At 57.4% G+C, this 13,932-nt stretch carries 21 protein-coding genes and 4 pseudogenes; 12 read left to right on the forward strand and 13 right to left on the reverse strand.

The features are described 5' to 3' along the window. Positions 1-55 precede the first annotated feature (55 nt). A pseudogene (locus tag FJ417_RS33580) lies at positions 56-296 on the reverse strand (IS1 family transposase); the annotation flags it as partial. A gap of 8 nt (positions 297-304) precedes the next feature. Here FJ417_RS33580 and FJ417_RS21480 point away from each other — a divergent pair. Together FJ417_RS21480 and FJ417_RS21485 are read left to right on the forward strand one after the other, a co-directional pair. Further along, positions 305-517 (forward strand): annotated as a pseudogene (locus FJ417_RS21480) (transposase); the annotation flags it as partial. A 67-nt stretch (positions 518-584) separates the two neighbouring features. Further along, positions 585-962: a hypothetical protein gene (locus FJ417_RS21485; RefSeq protein WP_140711025.1), complete on the forward strand. Its 378-nt coding sequence runs from the start codon at positions 585-587 to the stop codon at positions 960-962. 69 nt (positions 963-1,031) lie between these two features. Here FJ417_RS21485 and FJ417_RS21490 read toward each other — a convergent pair whose 3' ends face one another. The 3 genes from FJ417_RS21490 to FJ417_RS21500 all read right to left on the reverse strand — a co-directional run bounded on the left by FJ417_RS21490 (position 1,032) and on the right by FJ417_RS21500 (position 1,916). Next, the gene (locus FJ417_RS21490) at positions 1,032-1,226 is read right to left on the reverse strand and encodes a hypothetical protein (protein WP_140784821.1); all 195 of its coding nucleotides are present in this window, start codon (positions 1,224-1,226) and stop codon (positions 1,032-1,034) included. 119 nt (positions 1,227-1,345) lie between these two features. Next, complete coding sequence (locus tag FJ417_RS21495) at positions 1,346-1,531, reverse strand: hypothetical protein (protein ID WP_140646304.1); 186 nt, start codon at positions 1,529-1,531, stop codon at positions 1,346-1,348. A gap of 193 nt (positions 1,532-1,724) precedes the next feature. Beyond that, positions 1,725-1,916 (reverse strand): hypothetical protein, encoded by a 192-nt coding sequence (locus tag FJ417_RS21500; RefSeq protein WP_140646303.1) that lies wholly within the window; start codon positions 1,914-1,916, stop codon positions 1,725-1,727. A 711-nt stretch (positions 1,917-2,627) separates the two neighbouring features. On the opposite strand from FJ417_RS21500, the gene FJ417_RS21505 reads away from it, so the two are divergent. Next, positions 2,628-2,831, forward strand: a complete 204-nt coding sequence (locus FJ417_RS21505; protein WP_140784822.1) for a KTSC domain-containing protein — start codon at positions 2,628-2,630, stop codon at positions 2,829-2,831. A 176-nt stretch (positions 2,832-3,007) separates the two neighbouring features. Here the strand turns inward: FJ417_RS21505 and FJ417_RS21510 are convergent, their stop codons facing one another. Next, the gene (locus tag FJ417_RS21510) at positions 3,008-3,193 is read right to left on the reverse strand and encodes a DUF3606 domain-containing protein (protein WP_140784823.1); all 186 of its coding nucleotides are present in this window, start codon (positions 3,191-3,193) and stop codon (positions 3,008-3,010) included. A 133-nt stretch (positions 3,194-3,326) separates the two neighbouring features. Between FJ417_RS21510 and FJ417_RS33585 the strand changes: the two are divergent. The 3 genes and pseudogenes from FJ417_RS33585 to FJ417_RS21525 all read left to right on the forward strand — a co-directional run. Next, positions 3,327-3,431, forward strand: a pseudogene (locus tag FJ417_RS33585) (ATP-dependent DNA ligase); the annotation flags it as partial. A 246-nt stretch (positions 3,432-3,677) separates the two neighbouring features. Beyond that, on the forward strand, positions 3,678-4,502 hold the full coding sequence (locus FJ417_RS21520; protein ID WP_140784824.1) for a Ku protein: 825 nt from the start codon (positions 3,678-3,680) through the stop codon (positions 4,500-4,502). Positions 4,503-4,544: 42 nt separating this feature from the next. Continuing rightward, positions 4,545-5,138: an SOS response-associated peptidase gene (locus tag FJ417_RS21525; protein WP_140784825.1), complete on the forward strand. Its 594-nt coding sequence runs from the start codon at positions 4,545-4,547 to the stop codon at positions 5,136-5,138. 2 nt (positions 5,139-5,140) lie between these two features. Here the strand turns inward: FJ417_RS21525 and FJ417_RS21530 are convergent, their stop codons facing one another. Together FJ417_RS21530 and FJ417_RS21535 are read right to left on the reverse strand one after the other, a co-directional pair. Next, a complete protein-coding gene (locus FJ417_RS21530; protein WP_140784826.1) occupies positions 5,141-5,470 on the reverse strand; it encodes a hypothetical protein in 330 nt (109 codons plus the stop codon). 44 nt (positions 5,471-5,514) lie between these two features. Further along, entirely contained in the window at positions 5,515-6,267 is a 753-nt protein-coding gene (locus FJ417_RS21535) for a hypothetical protein (RefSeq protein WP_140784827.1), read from the reverse strand. 151 nt (positions 6,268-6,418) lie between these two features. On the opposite strand from FJ417_RS21535, the gene FJ417_RS21540 reads away from it, so the two are divergent. Next, positions 6,419-6,877 carry a hypothetical protein gene (locus FJ417_RS21540; protein WP_140784828.1) on the forward strand — a complete coding sequence of 153 codons (459 nt, stop codon included), beginning with the start codon at positions 6,419-6,421 and terminating at the stop codon, positions 6,875-6,877. A gap of 1,002 nt (positions 6,878-7,879) precedes the next feature. On the opposite strand, the gene FJ417_RS33590 is transcribed toward FJ417_RS21540, so the two are convergent. Beyond that, the gene (locus tag FJ417_RS33590; protein WP_246672458.1) at positions 7,880-8,230 is read right to left on the reverse strand and encodes a hypothetical protein; all 351 of its coding nucleotides are present in this window, start codon (positions 8,228-8,230) and stop codon (positions 7,880-7,882) included. Between the two features lie 440 nt (positions 8,231-8,670). On the opposite strand from FJ417_RS33590, the gene FJ417_RS21550 reads away from it, so the two are divergent. Then, the gene (locus tag FJ417_RS21550) at positions 8,671-8,895 is read left to right on the forward strand and encodes a hypothetical protein (RefSeq protein WP_140646297.1); all 225 of its coding nucleotides are present in this window, start codon (positions 8,671-8,673) and stop codon (positions 8,893-8,895) included. Between the two features lie 309 nt (positions 8,896-9,204). On the opposite strand, the gene FJ417_RS21555 is transcribed toward FJ417_RS21550, so the two are convergent. Continuing rightward, entirely contained in the window at positions 9,205-9,297 is a 93-nt protein-coding gene (locus tag FJ417_RS21555) for a DUF3606 domain-containing protein (RefSeq protein ID WP_140784829.1), read from the reverse strand. Between the two features lie 231 nt (positions 9,298-9,528). On the opposite strand from FJ417_RS21555, the pseudogene FJ417_RS33820 reads away from it, so the two are divergent. Next, a pseudogene (locus FJ417_RS33820) lies at positions 9,529-9,651 on the forward strand (DUF6471 domain-containing protein); the annotation flags it as partial. A gap of 352 nt (positions 9,652-10,003) precedes the next feature. Here FJ417_RS33820 and FJ417_RS21565 read toward each other — a convergent pair. Both FJ417_RS21565 and FJ417_RS21570 read right to left on the reverse strand, forming a co-directional pair. Then, positions 10,004-10,207 (reverse strand): DUF3606 domain-containing protein, encoded by a 204-nt coding sequence (locus FJ417_RS21565; protein ID WP_140784831.1) that lies wholly within the window; start codon positions 10,205-10,207, stop codon positions 10,004-10,006. Between the two features lie 33 nt (positions 10,208-10,240). Continuing rightward, complete coding sequence (locus FJ417_RS21570; protein ID WP_140784832.1) at positions 10,241-10,426, reverse strand: hypothetical protein; 186 nt, start codon at positions 10,424-10,426, stop codon at positions 10,241-10,243. 508 nt (positions 10,427-10,934) lie between these two features. On the opposite strand from FJ417_RS21570, the gene FJ417_RS33940 reads away from it, so the two are divergent. The 3 genes from FJ417_RS33940 (at position 10,935) to FJ417_RS33825 (ending at position 11,637) form a co-directional block, all read left to right on the forward strand. Further along, positions 10,935-11,123, forward strand: a complete 189-nt coding sequence (locus FJ417_RS33940) for a hypothetical protein (protein WP_348639945.1) — start codon at positions 10,935-10,937, stop codon at positions 11,121-11,123. A gap of 29 nt (positions 11,124-11,152) precedes the next feature. Next, positions 11,153-11,422, forward strand: coding sequence for a hypothetical protein (locus tag FJ417_RS33945; RefSeq protein WP_348639946.1), 270 nt, complete (start codon positions 11,153-11,155; stop codon positions 11,420-11,422). Positions 11,423-11,505: 83 nt separating this feature from the next. Next, positions 11,506-11,637 (forward strand): hypothetical protein, encoded by a 132-nt coding sequence (locus FJ417_RS33825; protein ID WP_264296151.1) that lies wholly within the window; start codon positions 11,506-11,508, stop codon positions 11,635-11,637. A gap of 309 nt (positions 11,638-11,946) precedes the next feature. Here the strand turns inward: FJ417_RS33825 and FJ417_RS21585 are convergent, their stop codons facing one another. Next, a complete protein-coding gene (locus FJ417_RS21585; protein ID WP_140784834.1) occupies positions 11,947-13,305 on the reverse strand; it encodes a phospholipase D-like domain-containing protein in 1,359 nt (452 codons plus the stop codon). Between the two features lie 78 nt (positions 13,306-13,383). Next, entirely contained in the window at positions 13,384-13,557 is a 174-nt protein-coding gene (locus FJ417_RS33180) for a hypothetical protein (protein WP_181183269.1), read from the reverse strand. Between the last annotated feature and the right edge of the window lie 375 nt (positions 13,558-13,932).

The raw sequence follows: 13,932 nt of genomic DNA on the forward strand, positions 1-13,932 counted from the left end.
TCCCGATGAGCGAAGATGCAACCGGGACCACTACATGCCCAACCACCCAGCCATGTTAATGGTTGCGGCTCTCAGTTCCTATTTCGGCAACGCGCTTTTTGTAAGGACACCGAGTTGTCGTCTTCTCGACTTCCTTAGCCTCGATTAGCGCGACGATATCGCCAATCTCCCAAAGCTTGTCAGTCACACCAGCGGCCATTGCCGACGTCATGCGGTAGTGAGGCGTGGATGCGAACAAAGTTGTAATACATGAAGTGCAGCGCTACCGCGTTGACGTGGGCTTCCACCTTCTTTGAGAGGTGTGAAGCCCGGCGGCGGCTCTCACAAGAATACCTTTGTCACGCTGGTAGAGCGTGGTGGGCGCGCCCGTTCCTTCCACGTTGATACCGCCCGCATTGGCACGATCATGCCGATTGTCCGCGCCAACATCGCCAAGGAAAGCGCGTTGATGACGGACGAGGCTGGCATGTATCGCCGCGTTGGCCAGGAATTCGCCTCGCATGATGTCGTGACGCACTCTAGAATCGCCCGAAACCGATGAGGGTGCAGGCAAGCCTGACCCCGAAGTTGATAAGGGTAAAGTCATGGAAAACAAAAACCAATCGCCAGCTTGGGACCCATTCCCGCAGACCCCGCCCCCCGCCGGCTCAGCCGACGTTAAAACCAACCGTTTTCGATATGGAAACCGTGTCGGGTCACTACCAATTCGACAACGCCGACGATCTGTCGGAGTTCATTCAAAAGCTGGAAAAAATCAAAGGGCTGATGCCATCGAAGCATTAGGGATCATGAAAGAAAAAACCCAAAAAGAGAAATTCGAGGAGGCTGCGCGCGAACTCGGCACCGACCAATCCGACGAAGCCTTTGAGGCTGCCGTCAATAAGATCGCCCACGCGCCCAAGCTCACCAACGAGCAGATAAAGGAACTGGCGCGCCGGAAGCGCGACAAGGCCAAGGGCTAAGGCAATCACCCTTCGTTCGCGATATGAGCGCAAGCTAACGTAAGGTCATGCCGGTACAGCGTCGGCCGCCTACTGGCGACTTTCGCTTTGCACTATCCATTCCACCAAGTCGGGATCGACAGTCGATGAGCCGGTATATGTAGCAATCAGCTGCGCGGCCAATTCTCGCCACTTGCTCTCCGGCGTGCTCTCGTCCTTCACGGCCTTATGGAAGGCCGTCCGCAAGATGTCGGCATCGAATGGAGATAGGCCGCGTTTCGCCATTGTCCCCTCATAGATGGCGGGGCGAAAACCATCCCCCGCGAATGAGCGATTTATATCCCTACACGACCTATTTCGCGAGTCTCACCGTTGCATGAGCGAGGAGCGGGCCAACGATGCCACTAATGCGTCGAGTCGTCGTCATCCCCTTCGCCTTCCTCCGCTTCCTCAAGAGCCTTGAGTAGCGAGACGAAGTTAAGCGGCAACACCGGATCGATTTCCAGCCCTAAAAGCTTGTGTAATGCGCGGCGGTTTTGCTCGTCTCGGATCATCGAGCGGATGGCTTCGCCGCTAGCCTTTTGTGCCATGAGATTTCGTCCCCGAATCGGATCTCCCGTTAGCCAGGAAGGTTCCAATCCAGTCGAAAGTTTTGGCTGTGCGGCCTGTCGAGGACCATATTCCCATTTCACTTAGCGCAAGCTAACGCAAGGTCATGCTGATGCGGCTTGCATGCCCCAAAAGCTCCGGCGCCGACCCCTCAGCGCCGGGACTTTTTCGTTGTTAAGACCGTGTGACGTTATTCAGACCTAGGCGCATGCGCTGTCCTTCCGCGTAGGATAGCGCATATTCTTCCACTTCAAATGATCGGGTGAGTTCTTGGTCGTTTTCGATGACGCGGACGAGCCATTCGCCAGAGACTTCCGCCAGTTCGACCCGCGCGGCCGGGCTGCGGAATAGAACCACGTTATCCATCGCAGTGCCTCCCCAGAGAGCAAGGGTAACGTCGATTTTTATAATTCCGTCGAGATCGGTTGTTCAAGCTGATTCGATTGTACGTTTTCATACCAAGAGATAGCTTGCCGGCCCGTGCTGATTATATTCCTATTTCGCTTTGGGTTTTCAACCAGATAATCGCCCTTTGAGAAGCCGTTGGTCAGGCGCGTGAAGCGGCGCATATGCATCCGCATGGTAAGGTTCTGGCGCTCCGCAGAACACGTGCGACATGCTTGATGTCTGGATTGCCTCGGATCCTCTCCTTACGCGCGCCAGTGCATTCGGCGGGGCTGTACCGGCCCTTGGAGTTATCCGACGTGCCGTTGCTCGGCGTGGGCAATCTGCCGTCGCTGGTTCGCGAAGCGCTCTTGCTGAAAAAGTAGCCCGCCCCGCTTCGTTGGCCAGGGGTGGCGACTTCGCCACGCTCCTAGTGCATCGTTCACCGGCTCTTCGGAATCGCCGGTATTAATCTTGCGATCAGGCCGCATCTTGCGCCGCCTGACCTCATGAAGCGGCAAGGGCCGTTTGCCTGCCTACCAGACTGTTCGCGCCACATTCCTTTCCAGGGTGAATATGCCCGTCTCCGAATCGTAAGTCGCAGTCGCCTTCAGAGAGGTGTTACAGATCCGTGTTTCTGAAACAAAAGCTGCGTTCCGATCGTTTGCGACTAGCAAACCAGCGTGGGGCGCCATGCCATCCACCTCGATCAAGAAAACCGAGTACGATCCTTCTACCAGGATTCTCTCCGTTTGGTTCGTGGCAAGCGGCAAGCGCTACGACTTCGAGCGGGTGCCTCCGGAGACTTACGCCGCGTTCCGGTCGGCGTTTGTCAAAGGCCGATTTTTCAACGACCACATTCGCAATCACTTCCGCTATCGCCGCATTCCGGACTAGCTGTCTAGTTCAAGCGGCTCGTGCTCTTCTTACAACTGGTGCCACATGACCTGTCGCATGTCTTTGAGATCGGACTTGGCCGCACATCTCGCATTGATAGAAGTCTGAATCGTCCTTTGCGCCCGGCGGGCAGTGCACCGTCACCGCTTTCGGAGGGCCGAACTCGGACAGCCTTGTCATCCTCGAAGCTTCCTTGCCTCGCGCCCCAAAGCCTTTCGGTCGTTGCCGTGCTCTTTGATGAGATCACGAACCTGCTCTGGGCTGATCCGGTGCTGCTTGGCAAAATAGCGAACCTCGTAGTCCTCGTCGCCCGAAAGCCGATCGCGTTCGCGAAAATCGCGCTTGCTCTTGTCGTCTGCCATTGATGTTCCTCCTGGTGAACAGGAAACATCCTGTGCCGGCGAATGTTCCGGGCGGCTTTTCATCAATCGCTAATGGAACGGAAACGGCCATGCCATATTGAATCAAATTCGAAATGGCGTCGGGGTAACCTCGGTGCGTCTGACGTTCATACCGCCGTTGATGCCGACGCTCGTGGACAAGCCGCCAGAAGGCGATGGCTGGATGCACGAGCTCAAGTTCGACGGCTACCGCTCTCAGTAGCTCAGAGAGGATTGGAGTGCGGACCACGGCTCACCTGGGAACAAGTTTGGCCCTGCCGGCCTGTGTTCCAGGCGGACGCGTTCCCCTCTCGCCGCCGTTGGCTCAGGCCAGATGCCCGTCGCTGCATTTCCTTCCGACGACGGGCATCTTCTTGCATCTGCGCGTCTTTGAGCCGACGCGGAACCATTGTGGCGAGGCCAAGTTTCCCCCGTCAGGATGTTCCACAAATCATGAGTTGACCAAATGGCGGCACCACGCGCGGTATGGAAAGGATTCCTCAAGGTCGGATCGGTGACTTGCGGGGTCAAGCTGGTCGGGGCGACCACCGAGGCCGGCAAGGTCCATTTCAAGATCCTGAGCCGCGAGGACGGACTTCCCGTCAAGAGCGCCTATGTCGACGAGCAGACAGGCGACGTGGTTCCCGCGGAAGACCAGATCAAAGGCTATGAGGTGGAGAAGGGCGAGTTTCTCGAAATCGAGCCGGACGAAATCAAGAAACTGAAGCTCACGTCGCAGCACACGCTCGATGTTGAAGGGTTCGTTTCGATTGACGAGATCGACACGCGCTATCTGGAAAAGCCCTATTATGTCATTCCGGCCGACGGCGCCGCTGTGGAGGCGTTTTCGGTGCTGCGTGAAGCCATGGTCAAGAAGCGGGTCGCGGCGCGATCCTGCGTTGTCCTCTACCAGCGCGGCAGGGAGGTGATTATTCAGCCATTCGGCAAGGGAATGCTGCTGACCGAACTGCGCACGCATAACGAGATGATTTCGGAAAACAGCGTCTTCGACGATCTGAAGAGCCCGAAGTACGACAAGGATTTGCTCGAAATTGCCGGGCTCCTGATCGACAAGAAGGTGACTAAGTTCGACCCATCGAAGTTCGAAGATACCTATGAGGATGCGTTGATCGCAATGATCGACGCCAAGCGCAAGGGCAAGAAGCCGCCCAAGCCGGCACCGAAACCCGAGGAGAATGTTGTCGACCTCGCCGCCGTACTGAAGAAGAGCCTCGCCAAGGAGGGCATTAGGCCGGCGCCAAAGTCGAAGCCTGCACGAAAATCGGCCTAGTAGCTTCCCAAGATCATCTTCGTCGTTTCCGCGGGAAACTCCATGTGCAACGACTACGAGCAGCACGTCGCCTGGGCAGAATATTGCCGGATGATGGAATCGTTGGCGCTGAATATCCCGACCCCTCAAACCGAGCTTGATCTTCCCCAAGCTGACGACATTCGCATCAACGATCCGGCGCCGATCATGCGTGCTGCCGGGGACGGCGTTGAACTTGCGTCGATGACGTTTGGTTTTCCGCCGGCCGGCCCGAAGGGAGGGCCGGTGTTCAACTTCCGGTCCGAAGGGCGTCGTTTTGCTGACAGCAAACGCTGCCTCGTGCCGGCATCGGCGTTCTTCGAGTTCACGGGCACGAAATATCCAAAAGCCAAACACCGCTTCACGTTGAACGGTGCTCCATTCCTAACCATTGCCGGGCTCTGGCGTGAGGCGGCCGGCAACAAGCCGCCCACCTTCACGATGTTGACGACCGATCCTGGGCCGGATGTCGCGCCGTATCACAATCGGCAGGTGGTCGTTCTTCGGCCTGAGAATTGGAGAGGCTGGCTCGATCTGTCGAGACCGGAAAGCGAGTTGTTGCGACCCTTGCCGGCGGGATCATTATCCGTTGAAACGGTGCGGCCAGAGCGCGCCTGAGTTCAGTTCCGCAGGATTTCCGGCACATTGAGCGGTCCAATCGCGAAGATCCGCTGATAGATGCCGTTGCGGCGCCAGGCGCCACGTGCTCGGCCATTCTCACGGTCATGCTTGGGATCGAACATGAACCCGCCGAAGTGGTCAAGGAAGGCGGCGGCGGCATCGCGATCTGCGAAACAGTGCAGTCGCCATTGCTCCTGCTTGCCGTCTTCCCAGATCGCAATCACCGATCGCGTCCGGCATGATAGCCCTTGCTCCTCGAGAAACCGTCGGATCAGCGTGAAGTTGTATGCTGTGCAGATGTCGTCGGGCAGGGCGACCTGGTGCGGCATCTCGCGATCGATGACCGTTGGCGGCGGAATACTGCGATTTCGTCTCACCATGCCGGGGACAGAAAACTGTCAGCCTGCAGGCGCATTGCCGCGAGTGTAAGTGCAATTGCCGCGTTGGCAGGAGGCTTCTCCATGTGTTGATAGCCATCTGAGCAACGCCACGCAGCCACGCTCAAATCGTCGTGCTCATCCCTGTCGCGATCCGGCTCGATGATGCGAGCATCGCATGGTTCGTGGTCGACTTCGATCGTCCATTTGGGAAGGGATTTTTTCGTGATCTCCAAAATCTGTGCCAGGTTGCCCGTGAGACAGGGGAGCTCCATTTCGGCCGCTTCTTCGGGTGTGCACGGCCCATCGATCCAGCCCATCACGTAACAGGTATCGATATCGAGTTGCCGGTCGGGTCCGATGGCCGTCTCCAAGCGCTCGATGATCTCCCGGTATCGCCTCTGCCTGTCCGGCCATGTAGCAAGGTTCGCCGTCTTCACCCTCGGTTCACCTGGACCGATCCCCAAAACCCGGTGCGGGCGAACGACCTTGTCTTCGGACCATCCCGCACAGCAAGCTTGGCAAGCGGCGCGTTCGGCCTCGTACCAGACGCTGGCTGCCGTCTCCTGTTTCTTGCTGGGCTCTGGAAAGTCAGGAAGTTTCTCTTTCATCCAGGGATCGGCTGCCAGCATCCCGTTGACAGCATCTTCGTATGAAATTCCCGAGCGGGCGAAAACAGCCTCCGCGGCCGCGACGTCGCGGCACAACTCTTCCCAGGTTGCATTCTCAATCACCAGTCGAAGCGGCATTCCTGCCTCCTGTGGCTATCATGCAAGAAGTGAACAAAATAGGAACAAAACTGTCAAGCTGCCATTGACCGGCTAGGAATTTGTTCTCTATTCAAAGGGGATCAGCACTTCGGAGGAATAGGCGGTCGCCCAAGCGTCCGGCTGCGGAGCTATGGGGAAAACAGCAGAGGACAATTTCCGAATCGAGGTGTGGGATCGCGACGAGGTCGCCCTTATCGAAACCATATCGCGATCACCGGATTTCGTCGTGTCGCAGGCCGGATGGCAGGCGGCAATTCGGCGTCGGCCGGGAATGCTGCTCATTCACCGAAACGCCGATCACGCAATGGAGAAGCTGCTCACGCCTGGCGAGCCAACCGTTCCTCTTGAGGCGATAGTGGACGGTAGCATCCACGCCGGTCTCGATGTGGCGCTTGGCGATCTCCGAAGCTGGCACACGCTTCGGGCCTGGTGCAAAAACTGCTCGCATCATGCATCGGTGAAACCCGAGGCGCTCATCAAACGCTATGGCAAGGCCGCGCTGTTCAGTTCTGTGGAGCGGGCGCTTTTTTGCACAAGTTGTAATCGAGGTGGACCAGTTCGCCTCGAAATCCTGTCGCTGCCTCGATGAACGGCTTGGACAGCGACTTTCCAGGTTGAGGTTGGAACAACGGTGGCAAGCGAAGATTAGGACACCCTAACGCATGGGAGCGCGGCGATGAGGTTCGAGACAATGTGTGATCCAGCCGATGAGTGGCTGGTATATGACCGGTCGACGGATTTGCCCGCACTCCGCTACGACAGTTTGCTTATCGGGCTGTCGCGAGCGGAAGCGGAGCGCTTGGCTCATGAGGCCAATTCGCTGAAGGCCTCGGAACCAGCATATGAAGCTAGCGTTGCTGATGAAACCGACGTCACCAGGATTCGACAATGCCCAACAATATTTCCCGACACGAAGAGCAGCGCGGCACTCGAAATGTTCTAATGTGGGGCGCTGTTGCAGCCTTGGTGATATTCGTGGTGTTGTTGGCTTTTATATTCTGGCCCGCTGTAACACCATAACCTACGTGGACCGGCCGCGTTCGACGGCGTGACGTTCACGCCGTCGGCGCCGGGTGCTCCGCATTTTGGGATACGGAGATACCACATACATCCCGTCATTCGGGTTACTTACCGCAACAGGGACAAATATCAGGAGCGAACGATATTGTGGTGTCGCTCTTTATCCGGCGATTTGCGATGGAGTTTCCCAAGTCGCGCTCTAACTGGTCGGCAATGTTAGCGACGGCATTGCCCGTGATGGTGTTAGTCGCTATCTGACCGGTTCTAGCCTGCCTCGAAAACTCCCGAAGCATCTTTCGAAAACGATCAACTTGCATTATCCCATCCCTTGCAAACTAGTACAGAAGGGTACGCTAAAGCATTTCTGACACCAAGGCTATTGGCTACCTTGGAAACCATTGCTCTCTTGTTTCTCGCTGTGCGATCCGCGCTTTCGCTTGCGACGTGACTCTGATGCGCTACCGCGCTTGATCCGGCCCAGTCTTAAGCACCCCTGGAGCATTTCGTTAGAGCGCTTCGTGTCAGTGGACGCTTGCTGCTTCGGCAGCCCTAACGAATTGCCCGCGCTTTGTCATTCCTTCGCCAGCCGGCCTTCAAGCTCTTTCATAAAATGGGCTTCGTTGAGCAGCATTTCCCAATCGGTGCCGAAACGCCCAATAAGATCGTGGGCTTGCTCGTTGGAGATGTTTGCTTCTCGGGACAACCGGTCTGCCAAGAGATCAAAGGTGGCGGGATCTGCCTCGAGCAAGCTGCCATCGCGATGCTGCATCGCCGCCGCGATCACTTCGAAGACGCTGCCGACTTCCTCATAGATTTCGCTTATCGCGATGCCCTCTCGGTCCGCGGCTTCCATAGCCTGGTCGGCTAGATCGTTTATCGCGGCCGGGTCGTCGGTCACCGCATCCGGCAGATGCTCTGCCATCCATTTGTCGAAGAAATTTATCCCGCGAGTGCTCATCTCGCCATAAGCGGCAGGCGAACATTAGGTTCCGCTGATAGGAGAAGCTCCGATTTGAGCCCGCCACCGTTGAGGGACGATAGCGGGCTCTCGGGCTGTGGGCAGCCCGAAGGCAGCGCGACCCTCTGGCGAGGTGAGCTACCCGACGGACTAAGCCGGTGATGTGGCTTATGTTCCATCCCCATTGTTGCCACGGTAGGCAAACAACTCACGGTGAGCTGTGGACGGGAAACAGCCGAGGGCTGAAATACAGCTGCGTGTCATTCATCCTTCATTCATAATATCAGCGGATTCTCATAAGCGGGCATGCTGATGCTCCTCAACTGCAAACATCAGACTGTGGCAGGCCGCGGATTCGGGCGGCGGCGAAACAGGCACGGGCGGGGGGAGGAGGACTGACCAAAATGTCGAATCGAGAAATCGGAACATCCCGTTCGCTCGGAATGCGTGTCGCCGATCTCAAAGCCAGGATGCGGGACGCCCGCATCACCGACCATGAGATCAAGACCTTCCAGAAGGTCGCGGCCATCATGGCGCGCGGAGAAGGTTCCTTACGCATCGACGCGGACGACTTGATCGCCGCGTCTTTTCTCACCGAGATGACGGTGGGCGAACCGACGCTGACCTGAGAGCACGGCCATCCCTCCCGACGTTGGCACGGCTACCCGCCGCCAGGGATGGTAAATTTCCGCCCAATCAAAGGCCCGTCGACCGATGCCGATGGGCAGCCGGGAAGTAGCCTGCCGCGCAAGGCGTGCGCGGCAGGCAGTGCGAGAACTACGGAAATTCTGCGTCGTTCCGCGCATCGCTGCCCCTTGCTGGTCAGCTGTATTGGACGTGAGACGAACGTCCCACACTGGAACTCATAAGTTCCGTCTGCGAACACATTTCAGAACTCTCCATCAGAGTGGGCTGGTCCCTTCATTGCAATTAGGGGATCACCCTAAGGCGGCGTGGGCAACCTCATAGTCTTCCTCGGCCGAAACCCGATCGCGGTCGCGGAAGTCGCGCTTGCTCTTGTAGTCTGCCATGCCTTCTCCTGGTCAGCAGGAACCATGTATATTGCAAATGTTCCGATTTACCGTTTCGAACGCGTGCGGTGCTTAGATCTGTCCTGCTTTTTGAAGCCCGTCGCTCTGTAGACGCTTTCGATGATTTGAAGTACTTCGTCGCGTGGTAGCCCACATCGCCGGGCGTAAAAATCGGCCTCAAGCAGCCGCTCCTCCGAAACGCTCTCGGTAATAAGGATCGCTTTCTTCCCCATCGGATTCGCAACTACGGAACAAGAATGGGCCGAACGGGCGGCGCGTCATCTGAAGGTCGAACTAACGCGGGCCGATCTGACATATGACGAGCTGGCCGAGCGTATGAAGGCACACGGCTTCAAAGAGACAAAGGCCATCCATATGTTGCCGAAGAAAACCGCGCCGATCATGCTAGCCACCCGGTGGCATGTGGGTTTAGTTCTGTCGCCGCGCCCGTGGCGTTTGCGCCATAATACCGCAGTGCTCCTCAATCGTCGCCGCGCGGCACTCGGGATCGTTCTTCATCCGAATAGTCTGGGGCGGTGGCGGGGCTCGTCAAGCGGTGGCCAATGGAACATTCCGCCGCCTCTGAAATTGCTCTTGCACGGCGCAGCTTCCGCCGAGACAGCGCGCCGTGTCGGAACGATAGCGACCGTTCCGGCGAGAGCCCGTCTCCTCAGGGCGGGCTCTCACGCCCTTGAGTTGTCTCGCGTCAAAGCTTTAGGGCCTTCGCCTCGCGCTCCAGGGTCTTGCGCTGGTTGCCGTGCTTCTGGATCAACTCGCGCACCTGCTGCGACGTCAACCCGACCTTCTGGGCGAAATGCTCAACCTCATAGTCTTCCTCGGCCGAAACCCGATCGCCGTCGCGGAAGTCGCGCTTTGCTCTTGTCGTCTGCCATGGCCTTCTCCTGGTCAGGAGGAATCATGTCGTATTGCCCAACGTTCCGATTTACCGTTTCGAACGCTTGCGGTGCTTAGATTTGTCCTGCTTTTTGAAGCCCGTCGCGCTGTAGGCGCTTTCGATGATTTGAAGCACTTCGTCGCGTGGTAGCCCACATCGCCGGGCGTAAAAATCGGCCTCAAGCAGCCGCTCCTCCGAAACGCTCTCGGTAATTAGGATCGCCTTCTTCCCCATCGGATATCTCCAAGGCCATGCTGGCTTATAACCGATTCTCGGGAAGACTTGTTCCAGCGAATGCTAATGGAACTGAAACTTCATCGCGTTATTGAGTGAAATCGTAGAGTTGGGGCTGTGATGCTTGAGCGCGCCGACGGTGAACGGTTGCCCATTATCCATCCAATGAAGCCCAAGCTCTTCAGGGATCCTCCGAAGGGCGACGACTGGATTCATGAGGTCAAGCAGGACGGGTACCGAACGCAGATTCTCAAGGACCGCGACGGCATCCGGCTTTTCACCAAAAGGGACTATACTGGACCGGCATATTTGCCGAGTTGGCGGCCGCGGCGACCGCGATCCGAGCCGAAAACTTCATTCCTGAGGGCGAAACGATCAAGATCAATGCCGCCGGCCTCGCCGATTTCCAAGCGCTCTAAAAAGCTGTTAGCATCCGAAAAGCTCGGGACATTTATCTGGTCGCTTCGATCTTATCTATCTGAATGGCAAGGATCTCCGGAACGAGCCGGTGGAAAGGCGCCGCGATATCCTCCAGGCCTTGATCCCCGCCGGCAATCGCATCCAGTTCAGCGAAGCGATGGCGGGCCTGGCGACGCAGTGTTCCACCTGGTCGACATGGCCTGCGTCGAAGGCATGGTTTCGAAGCGGAAGGGGAGCCGCTACCGCAGCGGCCCGACCACTGACTGGCACAAGGTGAAATGCTTCCAGCTGAAGACGGTAGACATCATGGGCCACCAGCGCGATCCTGGGCAAGCCGCGCGCGTGCTGATGGCCGACAAGGGCCGGTACGTCGGGACCGCTGTCCTCAACTTCAAGCTCGACCGGCGGCAGCGGCTTTGGGACCAGGTGCAGGGCCTGACCGGCGCGCCGCCGCCGAAGGGGCTGGCGAAGGAAAAGGCCGAGTGGCTGCGGCCCGAGCTCGTCGGACGAGTGAAATTCCTGAAGGGCGAGGAGATGCTGCGCCTCGTCTCGCTGAAGGATTTCAAGGAAACGTAGGCGTGCCGGCGCTGCTCCCTCGGAGCGGAACATTAGGCTTGTCTAACGGTTCCGATCCTAGTGCGTTTTCCGAGGATAGAGCGATGGCCGTGCTAGCGTTTGATTTCGTCTATTTCTGCCAACTGACAGGGGCCGATCTCTTAGGCGGTATCGTCTGCCTGTTGGCGTTCCTCATGCTCTACAACGTCATGGCGGAAGACCGTCCAAATCGGTAGGCTGAGCGGCGCTCCAGTCCTCACAAGGCTTGTCGATGCGCGGTGTTTTTCTCTTCGGCGGCACGTGGCTTGTGAAGAGGCGCACGGCATGGACTTTGAAGGTGATCCCCAGATCATTCCCGTCTGAGTGGATCAGCTTTCTACAGAGCATTGCCGCAGCGCTCGACAAGCACCTAACAAGCTTCAACGAAAGCAGACATCACCCGATCAGCCGATAGCGACCGCTCCCGCCAGATTCCTTCGCATCTCCTGGCCTCCAGCCGACGACCACCTTCCGACGGTCTTACCCGATCGGGCGGCGATCGTGTGCTAAAGCTGGGAATGCAGTCGGCTAGCCATCCAATCCGTCACCCTTTCAGTCCAGGGGCGGGCTTGCCATTCCTCGAGACTGATCCGCTTAGACCGTGCTAGGTCCCGGTTGAACAGATCGATTTGGGTTTGTCCAAAGTCCTTGCCATAGATATTCAGATTGGCCTCATCGTTAAGACCAAGGGATCGCTCATCAAGGTTGGCGGAACCGAAGCTCGCCCAGACGTCGTCGACGATCAGCAGCTTAGGATGGTACATCGTGGGCTGGAACTCATAAATCCGCACGCCCGCCTTGAGTAATTCGCCCCAGAAGTAGCGCGAGCCCTTTCGAACGATAGGAACATCCGTCAGCGAGTTGGGGACGATGATATCGACGATCACGCTCCTTTTTCGGGCATCCAGTATCTGCTGCAGGGCGATGTCGTCCGGAACGAAATAAGCCATTCCGATCCGCAAGTGATCCTTGGCAGCAGCCATCGCAGCCAACATCATCAGCTCCATGTCTTCGGAGCCATTTGGTTGCGAAGACAAGATAAGTTGAGCGCTCAGGTTCCCCGCAGCTGCGAGCGGCGGGTAGAACTTCTCGCCCTGCAACGGCTCGCCCGCGGTCTCCAGCCAGTTTTCGGCGAATGCCGCCTGGAATGCGGCTGCGGCACGTCCCTCGATGCGGTAGTGCGTGTCACGCCACTCTGTCGGATTGCGAGCGTCTCCGAGCCAATTGTCCGCAATGCCGACACCGCCGGTGAACGCTATCCGACCGTCGACGATGAGCAGTTTGCGATGCGTTCGGTTGTTCACGCGATCCAGGGTATACCAGTAGATGGGCCGGTAGCGCTGGAACCGCACTCCAGCACTCGTCATGATGTGGATCAGTTCTTCATCGAAGGGGAGACTGCCGACCCAGTCGACGAGCACACGAACCTCGACGCCTTCTCGGGCTTTCGCCGCCAAGGCCGCGGCGAACTCGTAGCCCACCTTTCCCGACCAATAGATGTAGGTTTCCATGTTGATGGTCGAACGCGCAGTGCGGATGGCTTCCAGCATTGCTGGAAAGATCTCATCGCCATTGACCAGCGTCTGCACCGCGTTGGCGTCGAACATTTGTCCCTGGGAATAGCTGGTCATGCTCCTCGCGAATTGAGGATCGGCTGCGTCAAAACGGTGGGGAACGATTGCGCGGATACTCCGGGAATCGGGGATCAAGTTCATCACGATCACAGTGATCGAACTCACGACAATCGCGATGGCAACATACTTAAGTACGTTGAACCAACGACCGATCTTTCCTCTGAGTACGGTCGGCTTTTCCCGAGTCAAACCCTTACACCCCGTGCCGCCCGCGCTGTGGATGGTGGCCATGTGCAACACAAGAACTTCGAGTGCGACGGGAGGTTCCGAGCTGCGGACGAGGGCCGCTATCCTTTGCGCCCGCGCAATTCACCACACATGAATGCTGCAGCGGCGGAAGCGGTCCGACCGCTTGCGGCCGACAACAGACATGGCCGCTTTGCGCCGCAAAGCGGTCGTCAACACGAGCTTTTCCCTCACCTGAAAGCGATGGTCAAATTGGACCGGCGTAATGTCCGTCGCGATCCTGATGGACTTGGCCATAGTCGCGTCAGGTGTGATCAAGAGCTACGAAGTCAACGCATAGCAGTAATAAAAGAACAGAGATGTTTGGGCCAAATGACTGAAAACTCTGATCCAGAACATTGATTGTGGCGGCTTATAGATGGTCTATTTCTTGGTAAAAGGCCGCGAATTCCAATTTTATTGAGTGTTTTCGTTGTCATTAGCTATATGAATATCAACCATTAAAAAGGGTTGGATTGACAAAATCCACACCATAGCTGGTTGTCAGCAGTACTGACTTGAATTCGTATCACGGTGGCATGGGATGGTGGGCGGCGAACCGGACGACGTGCGGGTGAAATCTGCCGGCACTGAGTGGGTAGTCCGCGTCGTCGAAAAGGGGACCGCAACCAT

The organism is Mesorhizobium sp. B3-1-7, from assembly GCF_006439385.1.
In the GTDB taxonomy this organism is placed as follows: domain Bacteria; phylum Pseudomonadota; class Alphaproteobacteria; order Rhizobiales; family Rhizobiaceae; genus Mesorhizobium.

Coding starts and splice junctions, on each gene's coding strand:
- FJ417_RS21570 (WP_140784832.1), bottom strand. CDS start 10,426: ATGGGGAAGAAGGCGATCCTAATTACCGAGAGCGTTTCGGAGGAGCGG.
- FJ417_RS21550 (WP_140646297.1), top strand. CDS start 8,671: ATGTCGAATCGAGAAATCGGAACATCCCGTTCGCTCGGAATGCGTGTC.
- FJ417_RS21520 (WP_140784824.1), top strand. CDS start 3,678: ATGGCGGCACCACGCGCGGTATGGAAAGGATTCCTCAAGGTCGGATCG.
- FJ417_RS33590 (WP_246672458.1), bottom strand. CDS start 8,230: ATGGCAGAGCATCTGCCGGATGCGGTGACCGACGACCCGGCCGCGATA.
- FJ417_RS21495 (WP_140646304.1), bottom strand. CDS start 1,531: ATGGCACAAAAGGCTAGCGGCGAAGCCATCCGCTCGATGATCCGAGAC.
- FJ417_RS21555 (WP_140784829.1), bottom strand. CDS start 9,297: ATGGCAGACTACAAGAGCAAGCGCGACTTCCGCGACCGCGATCGGGTT.
- FJ417_RS21535 (WP_140784827.1), bottom strand. CDS start 6,267: ATGCCGCTTCGACTGGTGATTGAGAATGCAACCTGGGAAGAGTTGTGC.
- FJ417_RS21540 (WP_140784828.1), top strand. CDS start 6,419: ATGGGGAAAACAGCAGAGGACAATTTCCGAATCGAGGTGTGGGATCGC.
- FJ417_RS21585 (WP_140784834.1), bottom strand. CDS start 13,305: ATGGCCACCATCCACAGCGCGGGCGGCACGGGGTGTAAGGGTTTGACT.
- FJ417_RS33825 (WP_264296151.1), top strand. CDS start 11,506: ATGGCCGTGCTAGCGTTTGATTTCGTCTATTTCTGCCAACTGACAGGG.
- FJ417_RS21490 (WP_140784821.1), bottom strand. CDS start 1,226: ATGGCGAAACGCGGCCTATCTCCATTCGATGCCGACATCTTGCGGACG.
- FJ417_RS21485 (WP_140711025.1), top strand. CDS start 585: ATGGAAAACAAAAACCAATCGCCAGCTTGGGACCCATTCCCGCAGACC.
- FJ417_RS21505 (WP_140784822.1), top strand. CDS start 2,628: ATGCCATCCACCTCGATCAAGAAAACCGAGTACGATCCTTCTACCAGG.
- FJ417_RS33180 (WP_181183269.1), bottom strand. CDS start 13,557: ATGGCCAAGTCCATCAGGATCGCGACGGACATTACGCCGGTCCAATTT.
- FJ417_RS21500 (WP_140646303.1), bottom strand. CDS start 1,916: ATGGATAACGTGGTTCTATTCCGCAGCCCGGCCGCGCGGGTCGAACTG.
- FJ417_RS21530 (WP_140784826.1), bottom strand. CDS start 5,470: ATGCCGCACCAGGTCGCCCTGCCCGACGACATCTGCACAGCATACAAC.
- FJ417_RS21510 (WP_140784823.1), bottom strand. CDS start 3,193: ATGGCAGACGACAAGAGCAAGCGCGATTTTCGCGAACGCGATCGGCTT.
- FJ417_RS21525 (WP_140784825.1), top strand. CDS start 4,545: ATGTGCAACGACTACGAGCAGCACGTCGCCTGGGCAGAATATTGCCGG.
- FJ417_RS33945 (WP_348639946.1), top strand. CDS start 11,153: ATGGGCCACCAGCGCGATCCTGGGCAAGCCGCGCGCGTGCTGATGGCC.